Raw genomic sequence first — 21,324 nt, 5'->3', positions numbered from 1 at the left:
CAGGGGTGAGTGCGCCTAAATGGGTCACAAGCGCGGGCTGCAAGCGTCACAGGCAAGCGGCGTGCCATCGGGTAGAACAATCCATCCCGATGTCGAGCATCATGTTGCACGTCGCGACGGCCTCATGAGGGCCGCCGCACGCAGCCCGCAGATAGTCATCGCGCATAACCTGCTCAAGCAAGGAGTCTAATAATGACGCAAAAAGCCGCACGTGCCATCGCACTCGCCCTGGCTCTCGCCACACCGTTCGCCTTCGCCTCGGCCGCCGCCCGCGCGCAGGGCGTCATCCAGCCGGAGCCGGCCGGCGTGCTGTCGCTGAACGCACAGGCCAGTGCCGAGATCCCGCAGGACGTCGTGGACATTACGCTGTTCTACGAACAGGAAGCGAACGATCCGTCGGCCCTGACCAGCACGCTCAACCAGCGCGCCGACGCAGCGCTGCGCCAGGCCAAGGGCGTGAGCGGCGTAACCGCCCGCACCGGTTCGTTCTCGATCTATCCGTCCACCGATCGCGACGGCCGTATCTCTGCATGGCGCGGCCGGACCGAAGTCGTGCTCGAATCGCATGATTTCGCCGCGGCCTCGAAGCTGGCCGGCGAGATGGCGTCGAACATGCAAGTCGGCAACGTGCAGTTCTCGCTCTCGCCGGAAGCGCAGCGCGCCGCCGAACAGAAGCTCACCGGCGAAGCGATCGCCTCGTTCCGCAAGCAGGCCAGCGCTGCGGCCCAGGCATTCGGCTATGGCGGCTATTCGATCCGCGAGGTGAACGTCGGGCAAAACGGCGTGATGCCGCGTCCCGTGATGATGATGAGCGCGCGCGCAATGGGCTCCGAGTCCAAGGCCAACGCACCGCTGCCGCTTGAAGCCGGCACTTCGACGGTGACGGTGAATGTATCGGGTTCGGTGCAGATGAAGTAACGATGCATCGCCTCGTGCGGAGGCCGGGCGCCTGAGTGTCGCCTGACCTTCAAGGCAGCCCGCTCCAGAAAAAACGCCACGGCATGCCGTGGCGTTTCTCTTTCAACGCGGCCCGAATCAGTTCGCACCGACGGCCTTGACCGCTTCGCGGCCCTTGCGCCGATAGGCCCATGCCAGCAGTCCCACGCCGGCGACGATCATCGGCATCGACAGCCACTGCCCCATCGAAAGCCCCATCGCCAGCAGGCCGAGGAAGTCGTCCGGCTCACGGGCGAATTCCACCGTGAAGCGCGCGAGGCCGTAACCGATCAGGAACACCGCCGAAATGGCGCCGAGCGGACGCGGCTTGCGGGAGAAGAACCACAGCACGAAGAACAAGGTAATGCCTTCGAGCGCGATCTCGTACAGCTCCGACGGATGACGCGGCAGCATGTGATATTGCGCGAATATCTCGTTCAGATGCCATTTCGCGGCCAGCTCGGGGTGGCGCGTGAGCCAGATCGCGTCGTCGTTCGAGGCGCCCGGGAACATCATCGCCCACGGTGCTTGCGGATCCGTCACACGGCCCCACAGCTCGCCGTTGATGAAGTTGCCGAGGCGGCCCGCCGCGAGCCCGGTGGGCACCATCGGTGCAACGAAATCGGTGACTTGCAGCCATGAGCGCTTGCGTTGATACGCGAACAGCACCATCGCCAGCGTGACGCCGAGAAAGCCGCCATGAAACGACATGCCGCCTTCCCACACCTTGAAGATGTCGAGCGGATGCGCGAAGTAGTAATCCGCCTTGTAGAACAGCACGTAGCCGAGACGGCCGCCGAAGATGGTGCCGAGCACGCCGTAAAACAGCATGTCGTCGATATCCTTGACGGTCCAGCCTTGCGCCGCGACATACGGCAAACGCAGGCGCAGCCGGCCGACGACGATCGCCATGATGAACGCCACCAGGTACATCAGGCCGTACCAGCGGACGGCGAGCGGCCCCAGATGAATCGCGATCGGGTCGAAATTGGGATGAATGTGCATCGTGTTGTTATGGGCAGTTCAGGTTCAAAAAGCGGTTTCGATAAGGCTCAGCGGGTTCGCGTTGGACGGCGCACCGCGCGATGCGTTCGCAGCGGCGCGCAAAAAGGCGCAGTGTAAGCCCCGCAGCTTTCACTCGCCTCGCGCGGGCCGTACCCCGCCAGCGTCGGCGCCGGCCGCATGCGCGCGGACAATGCCGATAAAGCCGGCCAGCACCGGGCTCACCTGCGCAGTGCGCCAGACGAGGCCGGTTTCGATGGCGGGCACCGATTCGCGCAGCGGCCGGTACACCACACCGGTGCGGCGCAGGTTACGCAGCGATTGCGGCACGAGTGCGACACCCATGCCCGCCGAGACCAGGCTCACAATCGTCTGCATCTGGATAGCTTCCTGCGCAATGCGCGGCGTGAGGCCGGCCACGCCGTAGCAATCCATAATGATGTCATAAAAGCCCGGCGCCAGACGCCTTGGGAAGATCACAAGCGGCTCGTCGGAGAGATCGCGCAGGCTGACCGGTGCGTCGCGCCACTCGGCAACAGCGGCCGCGCCGTCATCGACGCCCGGCCCTTCGATACGCGCCGCCAGCTCCGACGACATCGCAATCACCAGCGGTTCGCGGGCAATCGGCAGCCATGACAGTTGCGCGGCGTGACGCGGCGGCAGCGGCGCGATCACGAGGCCGGCGTCGATGCGGCCGGCCACCAGTTCGTCAATCTGCACGTCGCTGGTGGCCTCGGTCAGTTGCAGCCGCACGCGCGGATAGCGAGTGCCGAAATCACGCAACAGCAAGGGCAGCAGCCCATAGTCCGCAGTCGATACGAAGGCCAGCGACAACACCCCGGCCTCGCCGCGCGCAAGACTTTGCGCAAGCGGCCGCAACCCCTCGGCGCTGGCAAGCAGACGCCGCACTTCCGGTAACAGGTCAGCACCGACCGGGGTCAACTCGACCGAGCGCTTGGTGCGGGCGAACAGCTCGACGCCAAGCGTCTCCTCCAGCGCGCGGATGGCCTGCGACAACGGCGGCTGCGTCATCGACAGGCGCGCCGCGGCGTGGCCGAAGTGCTTTTCTTCGGCCACGGCGATGAAATAGCGCAGCTGGCGCAAATCGGGTGCGGCAGGCAGCATGAATAATATCTTTTACGACCTAGTAGACCATCAATAATATATTGGACTGGCGTATCGCGAAACTGCATTCTTGGGCGGCGCGCCACCACCTAAACTGGTCAGGACAGAGCGGAAGCTCGCAAAGAGCACCTGAGCCCCCGAGTTGGATTGGGTGAGCCGCACCGGTGCCAGGATCCACACCCACAGGAGTCCCCATGCCGTACAACCGTCGCTCGAAGAACATCACCCAAGGCGTCGCGCGCTCGCCGAACCGTTCGATGTATTACGCCCTCGGCTATCAGAAGGAAGACTTCGACAAGCCGATGATCGGCATCGCCAACGGCCACTCGACGATCACGCCGTGCAATGCCGGCCTGCAGCGCCTCGCCGACGCCGCGGTCGCCGCCGTCAAGGGCGCGGACGCGAATCCGCAGATCTTCGGCACGCCGACGATTTCCGACGGCATGTCGATGGGTACCGAAGGCATGAAGTACTCGCTGGTGTCGCGCGAAGTGATCGCCGACTGCGTGGAAACCTGCGTGCAGGGCCAGTGGATGGACGGCGTGGTCGTGATCGGCGGCTGTGACAAGAACATGCCGGGCGGCATGATCGGCATCCTGCGCGCCAACGTTCCGGCGATTTACGTGTATGGCGGCACGATCCGTCCGGGCAACTGGAAGGGCACCGACCTGACCATCGTGTCGTCGTTCGAAGCGGTGGGGGAATTCACGGCCGGCCGGATGTCGCAGGAAGATTTCGAAGGGGTCGAAAGGAACGCCTGCCCGTCGACGGGTTCGTGCGGCGGCATGTACACCGCCAATACGATGAGCTCGTCGTTCGAGGCACTGGGCATGTCGCTGCTGTACTCGTCGACGATGGCCAATCCGGATCAGGAAAAAGTGGATTCGGCGGCGGAATCGGCGCGCGTACTCGTGGAGGCGGTCAAGAAGGACCTGAAGCCGCGCGATATCGTCACCAGGAAGTCGATCGAAAACGCCGTGGCCGTGATCATGGCCACCGGCGGCTCGACCAATGCCGTGCTGCATTTCCTCGCCATTGCGCACGCCGCTGAGGTGGAATGGAGCATCGAGGACTTCGAGCGCATGCGCAAGAAAGTGCCGGTGCTCTGCAACCTGAAGCCGTCGGGCCAGTACGTGGCGACCGATCTGCACAAGGCCGGCGGCATTCCGCAGGTCATGAAGATCCTGCTCGACGCGGGTCTGCTGCACGGCGACTGCATCACGATCACCGGCAAGACCATCGGCGAAGAGCTGAAGGACGTGCCGGCCAAACCGCGCGCCGACCAGCAGGTGATCTTCCCGATTGAACAGGCGCTGTACCGCGAAGGCCACCTCGCGATCCTGAAGGGCAACCTGGCCACGGACGGCGCGGTCGCCAAGATCACCGGCCTGAAGAACCCGGTCATCACGGGACCCGCACGCGTGTTCGACGACGAGCAAAGCGCGCTGGAGGCGATTCTCGCCGACAAGATCAAAGCCGGCGATGTGGTCGTGCTGCGCTATCTCGGTCCGAAGGGCGGCCCAGGCATGCCGGAGATGCTTGCGCCGACTTCGGCGATTATCGGCAAGGGCCTGGGTGAAAGCGTCGGCCTGATTACCGACGGCCGCTTCTCGGGCGGCACGTGGGGCATGGTGGTGGGCCACGTCGCGCCGGAAGCGTTCGTGGGCGGCGCGATTGCGTTCGTGCGGGAAGGCGATTCGATCACCATTGATGCGCATCAGTTGCTGCTGCAACTGAACATCGACGACGCTGAACTGGAGCGCCGCCGCGCCGCATGGCAGCAGCCGAAGCCGCGTTATACGCGGGGCGTGATGGCCAAGTACTCGGCGCTGGCGCTGCCGGCCAACAAGGGGGCGATCACGGGCTAAACCAGTCACTCCGGAAACACACAGGGGCGCACGAAAAACCGTGCGCCCCTTTCCTTTTATAATGCCTCCACCACAAGTCGGGCACCGGCACCGACGGAGACCAGTATGAAATCCATGTCGTATGCAACATTGGCGCTTGCGGCAGCCCTCACGATCCCCGCTCCTGCGCGGGCCGAATCGGCCCCGGGCCTCGTTCTCGCGCAGCGGCAAAACTGCATGAGCTGCCACTCGGTGAACCGGCCGTTCATGGGACCGGCGTTGCATGACGTCGCCGCCAAATACGCTTCACGCACCGACGCGGAAGCCTATCTCGCACACAAGATCATCGACGGCAGCACGGGAGTATGGGGCCAGGTGCCGATGCCCGCTAACACCCAACTCACGCCCGACCAGGCCGCCACCCTCGCCGGCTGGATCCTGACGCTGAAATAGCGGCGCGCTCCGTGCCCGCTTAGTGCCCGTTCAGTGCCTGCTTAGTGCCCCCTCTGCACGGGCTCAATGCTCTTTGGAGCGCCGCGCCAATTCGTCTTCAACCGCCTCCCGCACCCAGCCGGTTATCTCGGTCTCCAGCGCCATCGCAACCTCCCGCGTGATCTGGTTCACCAGCCACGTGGTGTGGTCTTGCAGCGCATCACGGCAACGTGCCTCGATCGCCGCACGCCCTTCGCCGGTCAGATAACTGGCAAAACGGCCGCGCAGGCGGTCGGCTAGCACGTCGGCGTCGAGCTCCGTGACCGGCGCCGCGGGCTCCCCCTGTGCACGGGAAAAGTGAAACGCCGTCGCCGGCTCAAACGGCGCAGGCTCCTGTGCCGCGGCCAATTCGGCCGGCGCGGCCTGCTCCGGGAGCTCGAACGCCTGCACCTGGGCGGGCGTAACGGCATGCACGGTTACGCCATCCGCCGGCTCCGCGGCCTGGGCCTCGGCTGCGCCGGATTCCCGGGGGGCGCGCGCGAACTCGGGCTTGCCCCGCACGAGGACTTCCTGCAGAACCGGGATGGAGGTATCGAAAGTAGTGTCGGACGAATCGGGCACGAATAGACTCCGTCGATGAATCGGGCGATGACGTGCCGGACCGCTGCCGCCCAGCCCAACGGGCGCCGGCTGGCGGCCGTCGCGCGAGGAGCGAGGGGTAAGGCACGCCGGCGCTAGCCGCCCTGCTTGTAGTTGTTTAGAGCATAGCCGCGATCGCGGTAGAAGCGGTAGCGTTCACGGCCCGCAATCAGTTCGTCTTGTGCGTTACCGACCACTTCCAGCAATCTTTCGAAGCGCGCGAACTGCGCCGGCACCTCGGCGCCCAGATTCAGCAGCACCTGGTAGTGCGGCACGTTGTCGAGCGTAGCGCTCAGCACGATCGGCGTTTGCGCGGCGAGCGGGCTGTCGGCGTAGCAGTGCGGCACGAAATCAAGCGGTGAAAAGCTCCATAGCTGCTCGTCGAACGCGCGCAGCCGCGGCGGCTCGGCCAGCACAATGGTGGGCTGGCCGGCCAGATACGCCTTGCGTACCAGGCGGCACGCGTACAGCAGCGAATCGCCGACGTTCGAGTGAAAATCGATTCTCGTCATCGGCGGCTCCGCCTCAGCGCCTCAGCAGGCGCATCGGTACAGCGATCGGTCATTGTGCAGCGCGACCGTCCGCGGCCCGACCGTCAGCGGCCCTACCGTCCGCGGCCCGGTCGATCAAGAACTGCGACAGCAGCGGCACCGGACGGCCCGTTGCGCCCTTCGCTGCGCCGCTCTTCCACGCGGTGCCGGCGATGTCGAGGTGGGCCCACGGATACTCTTCAGTAAAGCGCGACAGGAAGCACGCCGCCGTGATGCTGCCGCCCGGACGGCCGCCGATGTTGGCGAGGTCCGCGAAGTTCGACTTCAACTGATCGTGGTATTCCTCGTCGAGCGGCATGCGCCATGCCGGATCGGACGCTTCGCGCGAAGCGTCGAGCAACTCGCCAGCCAGCGCGTCGTCTTTCGAGAACAGGCCGCTGTTGTGATGGCCCAGTGCGATCACGCAAGCGCCGGTCAGGGTGGCCACATCGATCACCGCCGCCGGCTTGAAGCGCTCCGCATAGGTCAGCGCGTCGCACAGGATCAGACGGCCTTCCGCGTCGGTGTTCAGCACTTCGATCGTCAGGCCCTTCATGCTGGTGACGATGTCGCCCGGCTTGGTGGCGTTACCGGCCGGCATGTTCTCGCAGGTCGGAACGATCACCACCAGGTTGATCTTCAGGCCCATTTCCGCGACGGCGCGTATGGTGCCGAGCACCGAACCTGCGCCAAGCATGTCGTACTTCATCTCGTCCATGCCTTCACCCGGCTTGAGCGAAATGCCGCCGGTGTCGAACGTGATGCCCTTGCCGACCAGCACGACCGGAGCAGCCTTGGCGGCCGCACCCTGGTACTGCAGGACGATGAACTGGGGCGGTTCGACGGAGCCGCGCGTGACGGACAGGAATGAACCCATGCGCAGCGCTTCGAGCTGCTTCTGGCCCAGCACTTCGACCTTCAGCTTCCAGTCTTTGGCAAGCTTCCTGGCGGTGTTAGCGAGGTAAGCCGGGGTGCAGACGTTGCCCGGCAGGTTGCCGAGGTCGCGCGTCAGATCCATGCCGTTGGCAAGCGCTGCGCCTTGCTTGGCGGCGACTTTGGCTGCTTTCTCGTCGCCCGTGTCGACGCTGAAGACGATGCGCTTGAGCGCCTTCGGGGTGGTATCCGGCTTGCTCTTCATCTGCGTGAACTTGTACGACAGCTCGCGCAGCGCAAGGATGGCCGTGCGCACGCCCCAGTCGGACGAGCGCTCGAGGACCGGCAACTGGGCCAGCGTGAAGGTAACCTGGACGATCCTGGTGGCCAGAATGGCGCGCCAGGCGGCCCGCACCGCGTCGCCGTAGGCTTTCTGGCCGAAGGCATCCTGCTTGCCGAGGCCAACCAGCAGGACGCGCGAAGCACCGATACCGGACACTTCGTGCAGGAACAGGGTGGTGCCGCTCTTGCCGTCCATGTCGCCGGCTTTGATGATACGGGTCAGCAGACCCTTGGTGGCCGCATCTATCTCCAGTGCGGCACCCGACAGCGTTTGTGACTCGAAAATGCCGATCACGATGCAGTCGGACTTCCCAGTCAGGAACCCGTTTGACGAGCCTTTGCTCCAATCACAGGCTTTTATGCTAAAGTCCATCGCGCTTGTCCTCGGATAAAATCTGGGCTTAGGATGAAAGCCGCAATTATCCGCTATTTTTCCCGCGGCGGCTGCACGGGGCTGACGGGATCAACCCGGAGCACCTGAAGGCACGCACTCTCTTCATCAACAATGATCTTTGAACGCTCCCTCCAGCGCGAACTCGCGTACACGGCTGGTGCCGTGTTCATGGTTCTCCTCACGCTCGTGCTGACGACGATGATGATCCGGATCGTCGGCTTCGCCGCCTCCGGGGAGATCGATCCACGCGACGTGCTGGTTCTGATCGGCCTGACCGTGATCGGCTATCTGGCCATCATGCTGGTCGCGACCCTGTTCGTGTCGATCCTGTTCGTCCTGACACGCTGGTACAGAGACTCGGAAATGGTCGTCTGGCTGGCCTCGGGCGTAAGCCTCACGCGCTTCATCAAACCGATCGCCGTGTTTGCGACGCCTATCGTCATCCTCATCATGTTCTTTGTGTTCGTCGGCTGGCCGTGGTCGAACCAGCAGAACAAGCTGATCCGCGCGCGCTTCCAGCAGCGCGACGAGGTCTCGCTGCTGGCGCCGGGCCAGTTCCGCGAATCGGCGGTGAGCCACCGGGTGTTCTTCATCGAGAAGATGACGCCTGACCAGTCGCACGTCGAGAACGTCTTCGTGACCAGCACGGAAAACGGCAAGGTCAACGTGGTCGTGTCGAAGACTGGCCACACCGAGACGAGCAAGAACGGCGACCGCTTTGTCGTGCTCGAGAACGGCCGCCGTTACGACGGCGAACCGGGCAAACCGGATTTCCGGATCATGGAGTTCGAACGCTACGGCGTGAAAATCCAGAGCCAGCCGGTGATCAGCACGCCCAGCACCACCGGCACGCCGACACTCGAACTGTTCCGCAATCCGACTCGCGACAACCTCGCGGAGTTTGCATGGCGCGCGGGCCTGCCGCTGATTGCGATCAACCTGATGCTGCTGGCCATCCCGCTCGCCCACCAGAATCCGCGGCGCAGCCGCACCATCAACCTGGTGATGGCGGTGCTGATTTATCTGACGTATTCGAACCTGTTGAACGTTGTGCAGTCATGGATCGAGCAAGGCAAGATGTCGTTCCCGGTTGGCCTGATAGGGCTGCACGTAATCGTAGCGGGGATCGTGGCGTTCATTTTCTGGCTGCGCGTGCGCAACCGGCCGCTGTTCTCGCGGGCGACGTTCCGCCGTTCGTCGCAGGGAGCCTGACCGATGCGGATTTATGAAAAGTACTTCGCAAGTCAGGTCTACCTTACGTTTCTGTTTGTGCTGTTTGCATTTTCGGGTCTGTTCTTCTTTTTCGACCTGATCAACGAACTGAACTCGGTCGGTCACGGCAACTACAAGTTCCAATATGCGGTGCTACGGGTGGCGCTGCAAACGCCGTCGCGCTTCTACGAAATCATCCCGGTGGCGGCACTGATCAGCGCCATCTATGTGTTTGCGCAGATGGCGGCAAACTCGGAATACACGATTTTCCGCGTGTCGGGTCTCGCGACGAACCAGGCGCTGCGCTCGCTGCTGAAGATCGGCATTCCGCTGGTGATCCTGACGTACATCATCGGCGAAGTGATCGGGCCATATACGGATCAGTTGTCTGAGCGGGTGCGGCTGGAGGCGTTGGGTTCGGCGGTGTCGACCAACTTCGAGTCGGGCGTATGGGTGAAGGATACGTTGACGGCACGAGCGGATGGCGAGCAGGTAACGCGTTTCGTGAACGTCGGCAAGCTGCAGCCGGATGCGACGATTACCGACGTGCGGATCTACGAGTTCGATTCGAAGTTCCGCCTGTCGAATGTGCGGATTGCGCAAAGCGGCAGGTACCAGCCGCCGGGGCACTGGTTGCTGAAGGACGTGACGGATACGCAATTGCTCGACGTGGCGCCGACGGCGGGTACGCCCAAGGACGCGCTGAATCCGGTTTACCGCGCGAGCCAGACTACGCTGCCGGAGTATTCGTTGCGCTCGGAACTGACGCCGCAGATTTTGTCGGTGCTGCTGGTGTCGCCGGACAACATGTCGATGTTCAACCTGTTCCGCTATATCGAGCATTTGCAGCAGAATCATCAGGACACGCAACGGTATGAGATTGCGCTGTGGCGCAAGCTGCTGTATCCGTTTGCGGTGCTGGTGATGCTGGTGCTTTCGTTGCCGTTTGCGTATCTGCATACGCGAGCGGGCGTGGTGGGGGTGAAGGTGTTCGGTGGGATCATGCTGGGGATGAGCTTCCAGTTGTTCAACACCTTGTTCTCGCACATGGGCATGTTGAATACCTGGCCCGCGCCATTGACTGCGGCTACGCCTGGGCTGGTGTATCTCGTGCTCGGGTTGGTCGGGTTGAAGTGGGTCGACCGGCATTAGGAGGTTCGCCATGGCCTTGCATGGGATTGTGTTGTTCGGACATGGCGCTCGGGATCCTCGCTGGAAGGAGCCTTTTTCCCGTTTGGCTGATAAGCTGCGGGCGGGTTATGGGGCCGCTGGGCCGGTTTCGTTGGCGTTTCTTGAGTTGATGGAACCGGATTTGGGGACTGCTGTGGCTGAGCAGGTTGCTCTGGGGTGTTCTGCTGTTACTGTCGTGCCCGTGTTTTTTGGGCAGGGTGGGCATGTTCGGCGGGATTTACCTGCGGTCATTGAGGTTTGTCGTGCTGCGCATCCTGGGGTCCAGATTTCTTGCTCCACTGCCGTGGGGGAGGATGATTCTGTGCTTGAGGCTGTGGCGCTTTATTGCCTTCGGCAGGTTTAGCGGGTTTTTTGCTCTTCCGGGTCGGGGGTTTTTTGCCTGCGGTGCCTTGCTTTTTGGTTGGTGTTCCTGCGGCGTTGGCCTTTCCTTGCTTTGTTATCGGTCTATTGGCGTTGCCCCTGTGCGGGGCGGCACTTACTTTCTTTGCCGCCGCAAAGAAAGTAAGCAAAGAAAGCGGGCTGCAACCGCTAGCCCGTAGTGAGCCATCCCGGTCTGCTACCGGGAACGGCCCAAGACAAGACCCGCTCTCGCACACTCCCCCTTCGTGACACAGCGCTCATCCACCCCACTCCGCACTTCGTGCGTCGCGGAGGGGTTTGCATGCGAAACCCGGAGCGCACCATCTACGCAGTAAACCCGCCACTCCTGCGCGGGTGCGGGTGCGGGTGCGGGTGCGGGTGCGTTAAGGATAACGGTGGTGCTGTGCTACTGGGAGTTGGCAAGCCAAAACAGTTAGAATAACTACAGAATTTGCAGAGGGGAGTGCACCCGACGGCGGGGCGCGCAGCGCGACGCTGGAGCGGATGAGCGCTGTGTCACTAACGGGGGTGGTGCGAGAGCGGGTCTCGTCTTGGGCCGTTCCCGGTGGCAGACCGGGATGACTCACTACAAGTTAGCGGTTGCAGCCCGCTTTCTTTGCTTACTTTCTTTGCGGCGGCAAAGAAAGTAAGTGCCGCCCCGCACAGGGGCAACGCCAATAGACCGATAAGAATGCAAGGAAAGGCCAACACCCCAGGAACAACAACCAAACACAAACCGCCGCAGGCAAAAAAACCACTACGCCGCGCTCAGCAACACCTCACCCTCACCCTTCTGCAAACCCCGCGCAGCAAACGCCTCCCCAATCATAAGAAGACTAGGCTGCGAAGCATCAAGCCACTGCAAAGCCTCACCAGCAGCGAGCCCAGAAAGCGTGAGTGTGAGCATCCGCTCACGATCCGTGCTACAGGCTTCGACAATGGCCACAGGCGTCAACCCATCACGCCCAGCAGCAATCAGTTCCTGCGCAATCTCCGGCCCACTATCCCGCCCCATGTAAAACACGAGCGAATCAGCATTCACCTGCTCACGAATCGCCTCAGTATCAACCGCCCGGCTATGCGTCGCCAGCGCAACACTGCGCGACACCCCTCGCAGCGTCAAAGACCGCTTCAACGCAGCCGCACTAGCCAGCGCCGCGGTAATCCCCGGCACAACCTCATACTCGATCCCAGCAGCCTCGAGCGCCCGCATCTCTTCATCGGCACGCCCAAACAACATCGGGTCCCCGCCCTTCAGGCGGACCACCACGCCATGCTCCTGCGCCGCATCCACAATCTGCTTGTTGATGAACTGCTGCGCCGTCGAAAGCTGACCACAACGCTTGCCCACCGCAATCTTGTGCGCCTGCGGCGCATACTCCAGCATCGCCGGCTCGACCAGCGCGTCGTGCAGCACCACATCCGCCGTGGCCAAAAGCCGCGCGCCCCGAACCGTGATGAGATCCGCGGCCCCTGGCCCGGCACCGATCAGATACACCTTACCCATTTGCCTCAACCCCATTCGTCCGGTTCGTGCAATACCCCAAGCGCGCGTCCATTCCTCAGCCGGGTTCTCAGTCAATCCATACCTTCAGATCCTGAGTCTAACCCTTCTAACCCCTAAGCCGAAAATGCCCGGATCATCCCCGCCGCCACCGTGTGGTGCGTCGCCTCGTCAATCAGCACGAACGCCCCCGTGCCCTGGTGCGAGTCGTACACATCGCACACCAGCGGCTTTTGCAGCGTCAAGGCCACCCGGCCAATGTCGTTCATCGTCAGGTCGTGACGGTCCGTCGCGTGCGACAGCGTATGCACGTCCAGCACCTGCTTGATCGCGCCAATCCGCGCGAACACGGTGTTCGTGGTCTGCTTCAACAGATACTTGCGTTGCGTCGACAACGGCGTGTCGTCGAACCAGCACAGGTCCGCTTCCAGTTTCTTCGCCGGTTCCGGCGCCGCCGCGCGCAGCACGAAGGTATCGCCACGCGATACGTCTACGTCTTCGGCGAGGCGAATCGTCACCGTCTGACCCGCAAAAGCACGCGCCACCTGCGCCGTGCCGCCCGGCACTGGGGCGATAATTTCCGCCACCGTCGCTTCGCGGTTCGCCGGCAGCACGACGATCGTGTCGCCCACTTTCACTTCGCCCGCCTCGATGCGGCCCATGTAGCCGCGGAAATCGTCCGCCTGGCTGCCGTCCTGGCGCGCTACCCACTGCACCGGGAAACGCAGCGCCTGGCCCGTCGGAATGTCCACCGGCAGCGCCTCGAGCAGGTCCAGCAGCGGTTCGCCGCCGTACCACGGCATGCGTTCGCTCAGCGTCACGATGTTGTCGCCCTTCAGTGCCGATACCGGCACGAAGCGCACATCGGTCAAGCCCAGGTGACGCGCGAGTTCGACGTAAGCATCGCGGATCTCATTGAAGCGCGTTTCGCTGTAGTCGACCAGGTCCATCTTGTTGATCGCCACAATCACGTGCTGCAGCCCGAGCAGTTTGACGATCGCGCTATGGCGCTTGGTCTGCGGCAGCAGTTGCGCCACGCCGTCTTCGAACGTCACGCGCGTCGCGTCGACCAGAATGATTGCTGCATGCGCCGTCGATGCGCCGGTCACCATGTTGCGCGTGTACTGCTCGTGTCCCGGCGTATCCGCGATGATGAACTTGCGCTTCGCGGTCGCGAAGTAACGATAGGCCACGTCGATCGTGATGCCCTGCTCGCGTTCGGCTTCAAGGCCGTCAGTCAGCAGCGAGAGGTCGATTTCGTCGCCCACGGTGCGCTTGTTCTTCGCACGCGAGAGCGCCGACAACTGGTCCGACAGCACCGCCTTGCTGTCATACAGGAGCCGCCCGATCAGCGTGCTCTTGCCGTCATCCACGCTACCTGCAGTAATGAAACGCAGCACGCCGAGGTCTTCCGGTTGATGAATACTCATGATGTTCCTACCCTCGTGTGCTTAGAAATAACCTTGCTTCTTGCGCTGTTCCATCGCGGCTTCAGAGACCTGGTCGTCCATCCGCGTCGCGCCGCGTTCCGTGATTTCGGTCACGGCCGTTTCGGCGATGATCTTCTCCAGATCGTCGGCGTCGCTTTCCACCGGGCAGGTGCAGCTAATGTCGCCCACCGTGCGGAAGCGCACTTGCGCAATCTCGCTCGCCTCGCCTTCGCGAATCGGTGTGAGCGGCGTGACCGGCACCAGCAGGCCGTTGCGGCGCACGATCTCGCGTTGATGCGCGTAGTAGATCGACGGCAGTTCGAGTTGCTCGCGGGCGATGTACTGCCACACGTCCAGTTCGGTCCAGTTCGAAATCGGGAACACGCGCAGGTGTTCGCCGTTGTGCAGCCGCGCGTTGTACAGGCTCCACAGTTCCGGGCGCTGCGCCTTCGGATCCCATTGGCCGAACTCGTCGCGGAACGAGAAGATGCGTTCTTTCGCACGGGCCTTTTCTTCGTCGCGGCGCGCGCCGCCGATCAGCGCGGTGAACTCGTGCTCCGCGATCGTTTCGAGCAGCGTGACGGCTTGCGCGGCGTTGCGCGAATCGGTCTCGCGACGCAGGCGCACGGTGCCGCGCTTGATCGAATCTTCGACATGACCCACCACCAGCTCGGCGCCGATCTGCTCGGCACGGCGGTCGCGGAAATCGATCACTTCCTGATAGTTATGGCCGGTGTCGATATGAACCAGCGGGAACGGCAGCACGGTCTTGCGGTTCGCGCCGAGGCCGAAAGCCTTCAAGGCGAGATGCAGCACGACGACCGAGTCCTTGCCGCCCGAGAACAGCAACGCGGGCTTGCTGCATTCGGCGACCAGCTCGCGCAGAATGTGAATCGATTCAGCTTCGAGCCAGTCGAGGTGATCCATCCGGTTCGCCGTAGTGGTGAGCGATGCGTTGACAGTGGAATCGAGCGTGGTGCTCATGTTCGGGTCCTTCGTGAGTTCGTGCCGCCAGCAACTGCCCGCGTCACGCAAGTATTCTATCGAGAATCAAAATCGGCTTCGGTGTTCAGGCGGAGGCGCTTTCGCTGACAACTGCGACCGGAATCGTGGTGATATGCAAGCCACATTCCTTGGTATCGCGCGACTCCCACCACCAGCGCCCTGCCCGGCTATCCTCGCCGGGACGGATTGCCCGCGTACACGGCTCGCAGCCGATGCTCGGATACCCGCGCGCATGCAGCGGATTGACCGGCACGTCGAAGGCCTTCAGGTAGGCCCACACATCGGCTTCGGTCCAGTCCGCGAGCGGATTGAACTTGGCGATGCCGCGCGCCGCGTCATGCTCTTCCTCGTGCAGTTCGGCACGCGTCACCGATTGCTCGCGGCGCTGCCCGGTCACCCAGGCGCTGACGTCGGAGAGCGCGCGGTTCAGCGGCTCGACCTTGCGGATCTCGCAGCAGCGCTTGCGCAAGTCGATGCTTTCGTAAAACGCGTTCAGGCCGTGCGAAGCGACGTATTCGTCTACCGCCGCTGCCTGCGGATGAAACTGCTCGATCGCGTAGCCGTAGCGCTCATGCACGCGGTCGAGCATGCCGAGTGTCTCCGCATGCAGGCGGCCGGTGTTCAGCGAGAAAATGCCGATCTTCACCTTGCGCGACAGAATCGCGTGCGTAAGCAGCATGTCTTCGGCTGCGAGGCTGCTGGCGAGCTTCACCTTGTCATGACGGGCGGCAATCGAATCGAGCAGCGCATCCAGGCGCTCGACTTTCGCAGCCAGTTCGGGCTGCAGAGGAGCAACGGCAGTCATACCGCCGCCTTCTGGGAAGCCGCGGCGGCTTCACGGCGGCGGAACAGCGGCGACGGGTTATCCACCGCGCCCTGGTACTGCACGCTGAATTCGTCGAACGCCTTCAGCGCGTCGTGGATGTCCTTGTCGGCGCGCACGGCGTATGCGTCGAAGCCGCAACGAAACATGAACGTCAGTTGATCGCGCAGCACGTCGCCAATGGCGCGAATCTCGCCCTTGTAGCCATAGCGCTCGCGCAGCAGGCGCGCAATGCTGAAGCCGCGGCCGTCGCGGAACACCGGGAAGTCCACCGCAATCAGCGCGACACGCTCGAAGTCGGCGACGATCTCCGCAGGTTCGCTATCGGGCGCGAGCCACACTGCGATTTCAGCGGCGCTGCGCGACGCCGTCAACGCATCGCGCTGAGCCTGCCACAGCGCCAACGGCACGATGATCTTGCCGGCCGGCAACGCATCCACTGCGGGCAGCGCGCCGTCTTCCGCGGCACGCACCACCGTCCAGTCATCGTTGACGATCGCGCGGTTCTTGATGATAGAAGCCATCTGTTCAGTATCCTTTGTCTCGGTTACGCGTGAGCCGGTTGACGCGATGCGTACACGCGTTCCTTGAACGGGGTGATGCCGATGCGGTTGTACGTTTCGATAAAGCGTTCGCCTTCGAGGCGATTCTCCACGAACGTATCGATCACCTTCGACACCACGTCCGGCATTTCTTCCGCCGCGAACGACGGGCCGATCACTCGGCCGATCTGCGCGCCGTTCGCACCCGTGCCCTGCTCGCCGCCGAGCGTCACCTGATACCACTCCGAGCCGTCCTTATCGACGCCCAGCACACCGATGTTGCCGACGTGATGGTGGCCGCAGGCATTGATACAGCCCGAAATGTTCAGCGACACGTCACCGAGGTCATACACGTAATCCAGATCGTTGAAGCGCTCCTGGATCGCCAGCGCGATCGGAATCGACTTCGCATTGGCCAGCGAGCAGAAATCGCCGCCCGGGCAGGCGATGATGTCGGTCAGCAGGCCGATATTCGGCGTTGCAAAACCTTGCGCCTTCGCCTCGCCCCACAGCTCGAACAGATCGCGCTTCTTCACGTTGGCCAGAATCAGGTTCTGTTCGTGCGACACGCGAATCTCGCCGAGCGAGTACTTGTCGGCCCAGTCGGCCACGGCTTCCATCTGGGCGTCCGTGGCGTCGCCCGGGGCAATCGTCGTGGGCTTCAACGACAACGTGACCGAAGCATAACCCGCCACCTTGTGGGGACGCACATTGCGCTCGACCCAGCGGGCGAAGCCCCGGTCTTCCAGCAGATGCTTTTCGAACGAAGCGTCCGTATCCGGCAGCTTTTCGTACTGCGGCGGCTGGAAGTATTGCGAAACACGGTCGAGCTCGGCTTGCGTGAGCGTCGACGGACCGTCCTTCAGGTGCTGCCACTCTTCTTCCACCTGCGCCGAGAACTTCTCCGGGCTCAAGGCCTTCACCAGAATCTTGATGCGCGCCTTGTAGATGTTGTCGCGGCGGCCGTAGCGGTTGTACACGCGCAGCACGGCTTCGCAATAGGTCAGCAGGTGCTGCCACGGCAGATCGCGGCGGATGATCGCGCCGACGATCGGCGTGCGGCCCATGCCGCCACCGGCCAGGATGTCGACCACCAGTTCGCCCTGCTCGTTCTTCTTCACGTACACGCCCAGGTCGTGGATCTGCACGGCGGCGCGGTCTTCCGTGGAGCCTGAGACGGCGATCTTGAACTTGCGCGGCAACCAGGCGAATTCGGGGTGGAACGTCGACCACTGGCGCAGGATTTCGGCCCACGGACGCGGATCGACGACCTCGTCGGGCGCCACGCCCGCGAACTGGTCGGCGGTGATATTGCGGATGCAGTTGCCCGAGGTCTGAATGCCGTGCATCTGCACCGCTGCGAGCTTGCGCAGGATTTCCGGCGTTTCTTCGAGCTTGATCCAGTTGTACTGGATGTTCGAGCGGGTCGAAAAGTGGCCATAACCGCGGTCGTGCTCACGCGCGATCTGCGCCAGCACGCGCATCTGGTCGCTGCGCAGGTTGCCGTACGGAATCGCAATGCGGTGCATGTAAGCATGGCGCTGCATGTACAGGCCGTTCTGCAGGCGCAGCGGACGAAACTCCTCTTCGCTCAATTCGCCAGACAGCCGGCGCCGAACCTGGTCGCTGTATTGCGCCACGCGTTCGTCAACGATGGTCTGGTCGTACTGATCGTATTGGTACATTCGGGGACCCCAGGTTTGCGTTACACGCCGCGCTCCGGTTGCGCCGCGCAAGGATTCCGGCCTTTGTCAGCACGGTTGAGCAGAACCTTTCAGACCCTCCGCTCATTTCCTAATGACAAAAACAGATATCCATATTGAAAAAGATGGGGAAATCGTAATAAACTCCCCTTATATTTCAAACGACTAAAAAATTCTTTTGATATGCACAGAGGTTATATATGAACCTGCACCAGTTCCGCTTCGTGCGCGAAGCCGTGCGGCAGAACTTCAACCTCACCGAAGCGGCCAAGGCGCTGTATACAAGCCAGCCAGGCGTCTCGAAGGCCATCATCGAGCTCGAGGATGAGCTGGGCGTCGAAATCTTCACCCGGCACGGCAAACGCGTGCGCTCGCTGACCGAGCCGGGGCGGATTATCCTCGCTTCGGTCGAGAAGATCCTGCAGGAGGTCGAGAGCCTGAAGCGCGTCGGCAAGGACTATGCGGCACAGGATCAGGGCAACCTGGTGATCGCGGCCACGCACACCCAGGCGCGCTACTCACTTCCGGCCGCCATCGCCGAATTCAAGAAGCGTTTTCCGAAGGTTCACCTTTCGATCCTGCAAGGCAGCCCGACCCAGGTGGCCGAGATGGTGATCCACGACCAGGCCGATCTGGCGATCGCCACCGAAGCGATCTCCCACTATAAGGAACTGGTGTCGCTGCCGTGTTTCCAGTGGCACCACGTCGCCGTGATGCCGGCGGACCACCCGCTGCTCGACCGCAAGCTGCTGTCGCTCGACGATCTGACCCAATATCCGCTGATTACGTATGACAACGCGTTCGCGGGGCGCTCCAAGATCAATGAGGCGTTCCGGCTGCGGGGCCTCGCGCCGGACATCGTGCTGGAGGCGATCGACGCGGATGTGATCAAGACCTACGTCGAACTGGGCATGGGCGTGGGCATCATGGCCGATATCGCCTTTAACGCCGAGCGCGACCGCCATCTGCGGGCCATCCCGGTCGGCCACCTGTTCGGCAGCAACGTGACGCGGGTCGCACTCAAACAGGGGGCCTATCTGCGTAGCTATGTGTATACGCTCGTCGAACTGCTCTCGCCGAGCATGAACCGCAAGCTGATCGAACAGGCCCTCAAGGGCGAACACGAATCGTATGAGCTATAAGGGGTGCCGCAAACCTACCGCTTCAATTTCCGCTTCCCGCTACGGAGACCTCCGATGACGTCGTATAAAAAGACCCTGCGCGGCATGACCGTGCTCGGGGCACTGCTTGCGGCCACGGCTGCGCACGCCGACCTGAAAGTCGGTATCGATCTGTCGAGCACCGGTCCTGCCGCCGTGATCGGCATTACCAGCAAGAACGCCATGCTGATGTGGCCGGACACGATTGCCGGCCAGAAAGCCGACTACATCATTCTGGACGACGGCTCGGACCCGGGCGCGGCGGTGCGCAACATCCACAAGCTGATCAACGAAGACCATGTCGACGTGATCGTCGGGCCGAATATCACGCCCGCCGCCATGGCCGCGCTGGACCCGGTCGCGGAAAGCCAGACGCCGATGATCACGCTGGTCGGCTCGGCGAGCGTCGTCGAGCCGCAGGAAGGCAAGCGCGTCTGGGCCTTCAAGATGGCGCAGACCGATAGCGCGATGGCCGATGTGATGACGCGCTACATGTCGAACCACAACGTCAGGACGGTGGGATTCATCGGCTTTGCGGACGGCTACGGCGAAAGCTGGCTCAACGAGTTTTCGAAGTTCGCGGCGCTCCGGCATATCCAGCTGGTCGCAACCGAGCGCTTTAACCGCACCGATGCGAGCGTCACGGGGCAAGTGCTGAAGGTGATGGCGGCCAAGCCCGATGCGATCCTGATCGCCGGTGCGGGCACCCCGACGGTGCTGCCGCAGCGCACGCTGATCGAGCGCGGCTTCAAGGGGCCGATCTATCAGACGCATGGCATTGCGACGCCGGAATTCATCAAGCTCGGCGGCAAGGATGTCGAAGGGACGCTGTTTCCGACCCAGCCGGTGGTGGTGGCGCGCACGCTGCCTGCGGATCATCCCGCGAAGAAGGCGGCGCTCACCTTCGTGAACGCGTATGAGGCGAAATACGGTCCGGGCACGGTCACGCAGTTTGCCGGCGACGCGGCGGGTGTCTATCCGAGGCTGCAGGATGCGGTGGCGCGGGCCTTGAAGACGGCGCAACCGGGCACACCGGCGTTTCGCGTCGCGCTGCGCGACGAGCTGGAGCATGCGCATGAACTGGTCGTGCCAAACGGTGTGGTCAATACCAGCGCCAAGGATCACGTTGGACTCGATCAGCGTGCGAGCGTAATGGGCGTTATCAAGGACGGGAAGTTTACGTATCTGAGTCAGTAAGCCGGATGGGCCGCCGATGCGGCCCACACAGGCTAGCCAGTTCGCGCTCCCTCTGGCAGCTCCTCCTCCCCTCGCAGCACCTCCCCCACCTTCACTACACCGCGCTCACGGGCGCGCGTATCCCCGTTCGCCCCTGCCCTTTACCTGCCCCTCCAGGGAAAACCACGACCTCCCAGCCCGTGCTTTCCTTTGACTCACTTTCGATTCGAAACTAGACTCTTTCGAAACAAAAGTATTTTCTTTCGAAGAGCGGAGACATGCTGGTCAACAAGAGTTCCCTGAAGCGACGTCTGCAGATCGTTGAGATGGTCCGCAAGCGCGGCGAAGTGTCCGTGGAGGAGCTCAGCCAGGCTTTCGATGTGTCGAGCGTGACGATCCGCACCGACCTGACCTATCTCGAACAGCAGCGTTATCTGGTGCGCTCGTTCGGCAAGGCTCGCTATCTGGCCCAGCGGCCCGGCGAGAGCGTGCTGATGCCGGTTTCCGACGGCGCAACCCGCAAGGCGGCAGAAATGGCGATTGCGCGTTTCGCCGCGGAAACCGTGGACGACCACGAATCGCTGATGCTGGGCGCGGGCGAAATCGTTCACAAGGTGCTGCCGCTGCTATCCGATCGCTCCAACCTGTCGCTGCTGCTGAACGACATTGCCATGGCCCAGACTGCGCAGCGCTTCGTTCATTGCGAGCTGCAACTGACCGGCGGCCACCTCGCGCTGGAAGCCACCACGCTGACCGGCCCGGACGCCGAACGCTCGGTCACGGCACGCTCGCTCGACCTCTGCATCCTCGAAGCATCGGGACTCGACAGGGACGGCAACCTGCTGTGCGCCGACCCGGGCCTCGCGCGGGTGTTTCATGCCGCCATGCAGAGCGCAACCCGCACCGTGGTCGTCGCGTATCAGCCGCAGTTGTCCGAGCGCGACGGCCACGTGTTTTGCAATCTGTCCGACCTGGGCGCGCTGGTGATCGACGACGGTATCGACGCCCCCACGATGGACCTGTTTCCACGCAAGCACCTCGAACTACACAGAAGGGAAAACGGAATTCTCGAGTTCCGCCAATCCCCGCACTAACGCT

General features: G+C 62.9%; 20 protein-coding genes. 9 read left to right on the top strand and 11 right to left on the bottom strand.

Annotation, left to right across the window (positions count from 1 at the left end):
• Positions 1-192: 192 nt before the first annotated feature.
• Positions 193-918 carry an SIMPL domain-containing protein gene (locus tag FFS45_RS27600; RefSeq protein WP_137957812.1) on the top strand — a complete coding sequence of 242 codons (726 nt, stop codon included), beginning with the start codon at positions 193-195 and terminating at the stop codon, positions 916-918.
• A gap of 117 nt (positions 919-1,035) precedes the next feature.
• Here the strand turns inward: FFS45_RS27600 and lgt are convergent, their stop codons facing one another.
• Positions 1,036-1,941: a prolipoprotein diacylglyceryl transferase gene (gene lgt / locus FFS45_RS27595; protein WP_137957811.1), complete on the bottom strand. Its 906-nt coding sequence runs from the start codon at positions 1,939-1,941 to the stop codon at positions 1,036-1,038.
• Positions 1,942-2,070: 129 nt separating this feature from the next.
• Positions 2,071-3,063 (bottom strand): LysR family transcriptional regulator, encoded by a 993-nt coding sequence (locus tag FFS45_RS27590; RefSeq protein WP_137957810.1) that lies wholly within the window; start codon positions 3,061-3,063, stop codon positions 2,071-2,073.
• Between the two features lie 194 nt (positions 3,064-3,257).
• Between FFS45_RS27590 and ilvD the strand changes: the two genes are divergently transcribed.
• Positions 3,258-4,931: a dihydroxy-acid dehydratase gene (ilvD, locus tag FFS45_RS27585; protein WP_137957809.1), complete on the top strand. Its 1,674-nt coding sequence runs from the start codon at positions 3,258-3,260 to the stop codon at positions 4,929-4,931.
• A gap of 105 nt (positions 4,932-5,036) precedes the next feature.
• The gene (locus FFS45_RS27580; RefSeq protein WP_137957808.1) at positions 5,037-5,363 is read left to right on the top strand and encodes a c-type cytochrome; all 327 of its coding nucleotides are present in this window, start codon (positions 5,037-5,039) and stop codon (positions 5,361-5,363) included.
• A gap of 63 nt (positions 5,364-5,426) precedes the next feature.
• Here the strand turns inward: FFS45_RS27580 and FFS45_RS27575 are convergent, their stop codons facing one another.
• The 3 genes from FFS45_RS27575 to FFS45_RS27565 form a co-directional block, all read right to left on the bottom strand.
• A complete protein-coding gene (locus tag FFS45_RS27575) occupies positions 5,427-5,963 on the bottom strand; it encodes a DUF2486 family protein (RefSeq protein ID WP_249362955.1) in 537 nt (178 codons plus the stop codon).
• A gap of 113 nt (positions 5,964-6,076) precedes the next feature.
• Positions 6,077-6,493, bottom strand: a complete 417-nt coding sequence (locus tag FFS45_RS27570) for a DNA polymerase III subunit chi (protein ID WP_137957806.1) — start codon at positions 6,491-6,493, stop codon at positions 6,077-6,079.
• A 49-nt stretch (positions 6,494-6,542) separates the two neighbouring features.
• Positions 6,543-8,099: a leucyl aminopeptidase gene (locus FFS45_RS27565; RefSeq protein ID WP_137957805.1), complete on the bottom strand. Its 1,557-nt coding sequence runs from the start codon at positions 8,097-8,099 to the stop codon at positions 6,543-6,545.
• A 132-nt stretch (positions 8,100-8,231) separates the two neighbouring features.
• Between FFS45_RS27565 and lptF the strand changes: the two genes are divergently transcribed.
• The 3 genes from lptF to FFS45_RS27550 are packed head-to-tail and all read left to right on the top strand — an operon-like array spanning position 8,232 to position 10,866.
• On the top strand, positions 8,232-9,332 hold the full coding sequence (gene lptF / locus FFS45_RS27560; RefSeq protein ID WP_137957804.1) for an LPS export ABC transporter permease LptF: 1,101 nt from the start codon (positions 8,232-8,234) through the stop codon (positions 9,330-9,332).
• Positions 9,333-9,335: 3 nt separating this feature from the next.
• Positions 9,336-10,484, top strand: coding sequence for an LPS export ABC transporter permease LptG (lptG, locus tag FFS45_RS27555; RefSeq protein ID WP_137957803.1), 1,149 nt, complete (start codon positions 9,336-9,338; stop codon positions 10,482-10,484).
• A gap of 10 nt (positions 10,485-10,494) precedes the next feature.
• Positions 10,495-10,866 (top strand): CbiX/SirB N-terminal domain-containing protein, encoded by a 372-nt coding sequence (locus FFS45_RS27550; protein WP_137957802.1) that lies wholly within the window; start codon positions 10,495-10,497, stop codon positions 10,864-10,866.
• A 774-nt stretch (positions 10,867-11,640) separates the two neighbouring features.
• On the opposite strand, the gene cobA is transcribed toward FFS45_RS27550, so the two are convergent.
• The 6 genes from cobA to FFS45_RS27515 form a co-directional block, all read right to left on the bottom strand.
• Entirely contained in the window at positions 11,641-12,390 is a 750-nt protein-coding gene (cobA, locus tag FFS45_RS27540) for a uroporphyrinogen-III C-methyltransferase (protein ID WP_137957841.1), read from the bottom strand.
• 113 nt (positions 12,391-12,503) lie between these two features.
• On the bottom strand, positions 12,504-13,817 hold the full coding sequence (locus FFS45_RS27535) for a GTP-binding protein (RefSeq protein WP_137957800.1): 1,314 nt from the start codon (positions 13,815-13,817) through the stop codon (positions 12,504-12,506).
• Between the two features lie 21 nt (positions 13,818-13,838).
• Positions 13,839-14,801 carry a sulfate adenylyltransferase subunit CysD gene (cysD, locus tag FFS45_RS27530; protein ID WP_137957799.1) on the bottom strand — a complete coding sequence of 321 codons (963 nt, stop codon included), beginning with the start codon at positions 14,799-14,801 and terminating at the stop codon, positions 13,839-13,841.
• A gap of 85 nt (positions 14,802-14,886) precedes the next feature.
• Positions 14,887-15,627 (bottom strand): phosphoadenylyl-sulfate reductase, encoded by a 741-nt coding sequence (locus FFS45_RS27525; RefSeq protein WP_137957798.1) that lies wholly within the window; start codon positions 15,625-15,627, stop codon positions 14,887-14,889.
• Positions 15,624-16,169: a DUF934 domain-containing protein gene (locus FFS45_RS27520; RefSeq protein WP_137957797.1), complete on the bottom strand. Its 546-nt coding sequence runs from the start codon at positions 16,167-16,169 to the stop codon at positions 15,624-15,626. Before FFS45_RS27520 ends, FFS45_RS27525 begins: the two co-directional genes overlap by 4 nt.
• A 23-nt stretch (positions 16,170-16,192) precedes the next feature.
• On the bottom strand, positions 16,193-17,872 hold the full coding sequence (locus FFS45_RS27515) for a nitrite/sulfite reductase (protein WP_137957796.1): 1,680 nt from the start codon (positions 17,870-17,872) through the stop codon (positions 16,193-16,195).
• Between the two features lie 218 nt (positions 17,873-18,090).
• Between FFS45_RS27515 and FFS45_RS27510 the strand changes: the two genes are divergently transcribed.
• The 3 genes from FFS45_RS27510 (at position 18,091) to FFS45_RS27500 (ending at position 21,320) form a co-directional block, all read left to right on the top strand.
• A complete protein-coding gene (locus FFS45_RS27510) occupies positions 18,091-19,032 on the top strand; it encodes a CysB family HTH-type transcriptional regulator (protein ID WP_137957795.1) in 942 nt (313 codons plus the stop codon).
• 54 nt (positions 19,033-19,086) lie between these two features.
• Complete coding sequence (locus FFS45_RS27505) at positions 19,087-20,247, top strand: ABC transporter substrate-binding protein (protein ID WP_137957794.1); 1,161 nt, start codon at positions 19,087-19,089, stop codon at positions 20,245-20,247.
• Between the two features lie 257 nt (positions 20,248-20,504).
• On the top strand, positions 20,505-21,320 hold the full coding sequence (locus tag FFS45_RS27500) for a DeoR/GlpR family DNA-binding transcription regulator (protein ID WP_137957793.1): 816 nt from the start codon (positions 20,505-20,507) through the stop codon (positions 21,318-21,320).
• The last annotated feature ends 4 nt before the right edge of the window (positions 21,321-21,324 follow it).

The sequence above is a fragment of the Burkholderia sp. 4M9327F10 genome, assembly GCF_005503145.1.
Classification (GTDB): domain Bacteria; phylum Pseudomonadota; class Gammaproteobacteria; order Burkholderiales; family Burkholderiaceae; genus Paraburkholderia.
The sequence above is the reverse complement of the archived record's forward strand: the minus strand, read 5'-3'. Positions and strand labels throughout refer to the sequence as shown.

What these genes read in the sequence shown, in the direction of transcription:
- FFS45_RS27550 (WP_137957802.1), top strand. Translation starts at nt 10,495, where the DNA reads ATGGCCTTGCATGGGATTGTGTTGTTCGGACATGGCGCTCGGGATCCT.
- FFS45_RS27515 (WP_137957796.1), bottom strand. Translation starts at nt 17,872, where the DNA reads ATGTACCAATACGATCAGTACGACCAGACCATCGTTGACGAACGCGTG.
- FFS45_RS27600 (WP_137957812.1), top strand. Translation starts at nt 193, where the DNA reads ATGACGCAAAAAGCCGCACGTGCCATCGCACTCGCCCTGGCTCTCGCC.
- FFS45_RS27505 (WP_137957794.1), top strand. Translation starts at nt 19,087, where the DNA reads ATGACGTCGTATAAAAAGACCCTGCGCGGCATGACCGTGCTCGGGGCA.
- FFS45_RS27520 (WP_137957797.1), bottom strand. Translation starts at nt 16,169, where the DNA reads ATGGCTTCTATCATCAAGAACCGCGCGATCGTCAACGATGACTGGACG.
- FFS45_RS27525 (WP_137957798.1), bottom strand. Translation starts at nt 15,627, where the DNA reads ATGACTGCCGTTGCTCCTCTGCAGCCCGAACTGGCTGCGAAAGTCGAG.
- cobA (WP_137957841.1), bottom strand. Translation starts at nt 12,390, where the DNA reads ATGGGTAAGGTGTATCTGATCGGTGCCGGGCCAGGGGCCGCGGATCTC.
- FFS45_RS27590 (WP_137957810.1), bottom strand. Translation starts at nt 3,063, where the DNA reads ATGCTGCCTGCCGCACCCGATTTGCGCCAGCTGCGCTATTTCATCGCC.
- ilvD (WP_137957809.1), top strand. Translation starts at nt 3,258, where the DNA reads ATGCCGTACAACCGTCGCTCGAAGAACATCACCCAAGGCGTCGCGCGC.
- lptF (WP_137957804.1), top strand. Translation starts at nt 8,232, where the DNA reads ATGATCTTTGAACGCTCCCTCCAGCGCGAACTCGCGTACACGGCTGGT.
- lptG (WP_137957803.1), top strand. Translation starts at nt 9,336, where the DNA reads ATGCGGATTTATGAAAAGTACTTCGCAAGTCAGGTCTACCTTACGTTT.
- FFS45_RS27570 (WP_137957806.1), bottom strand. Translation starts at nt 6,493, where the DNA reads ATGACGAGAATCGATTTTCACTCGAACGTCGGCGATTCGCTGCTGTAC.
- FFS45_RS27500 (WP_137957793.1), top strand. Translation starts at nt 20,505, where the DNA reads ATGCTGGTCAACAAGAGTTCCCTGAAGCGACGTCTGCAGATCGTTGAG.
- lgt (WP_137957811.1), bottom strand. Translation starts at nt 1,941, where the DNA reads ATGCACATTCATCCCAATTTCGACCCGATCGCGATTCATCTGGGGCCG.
- FFS45_RS27565 (WP_137957805.1), bottom strand. Translation starts at nt 8,099, where the DNA reads ATGGACTTTAGCATAAAAGCCTGTGATTGGAGCAAAGGCTCGTCAAAC.
- cysD (WP_137957799.1), bottom strand. Translation starts at nt 14,801, where the DNA reads ATGAGCACCACGCTCGATTCCACTGTCAACGCATCGCTCACCACTACG.
- FFS45_RS27510 (WP_137957795.1), top strand. Translation starts at nt 18,091, where the DNA reads ATGAACCTGCACCAGTTCCGCTTCGTGCGCGAAGCCGTGCGGCAGAAC.
- FFS45_RS27580 (WP_137957808.1), top strand. Translation starts at nt 5,037, where the DNA reads ATGAAATCCATGTCGTATGCAACATTGGCGCTTGCGGCAGCCCTCACG.
- FFS45_RS27535 (WP_137957800.1), bottom strand. Translation starts at nt 13,817, where the DNA reads ATGAGTATTCATCAACCGGAAGACCTCGGCGTGCTGCGTTTCATTACT.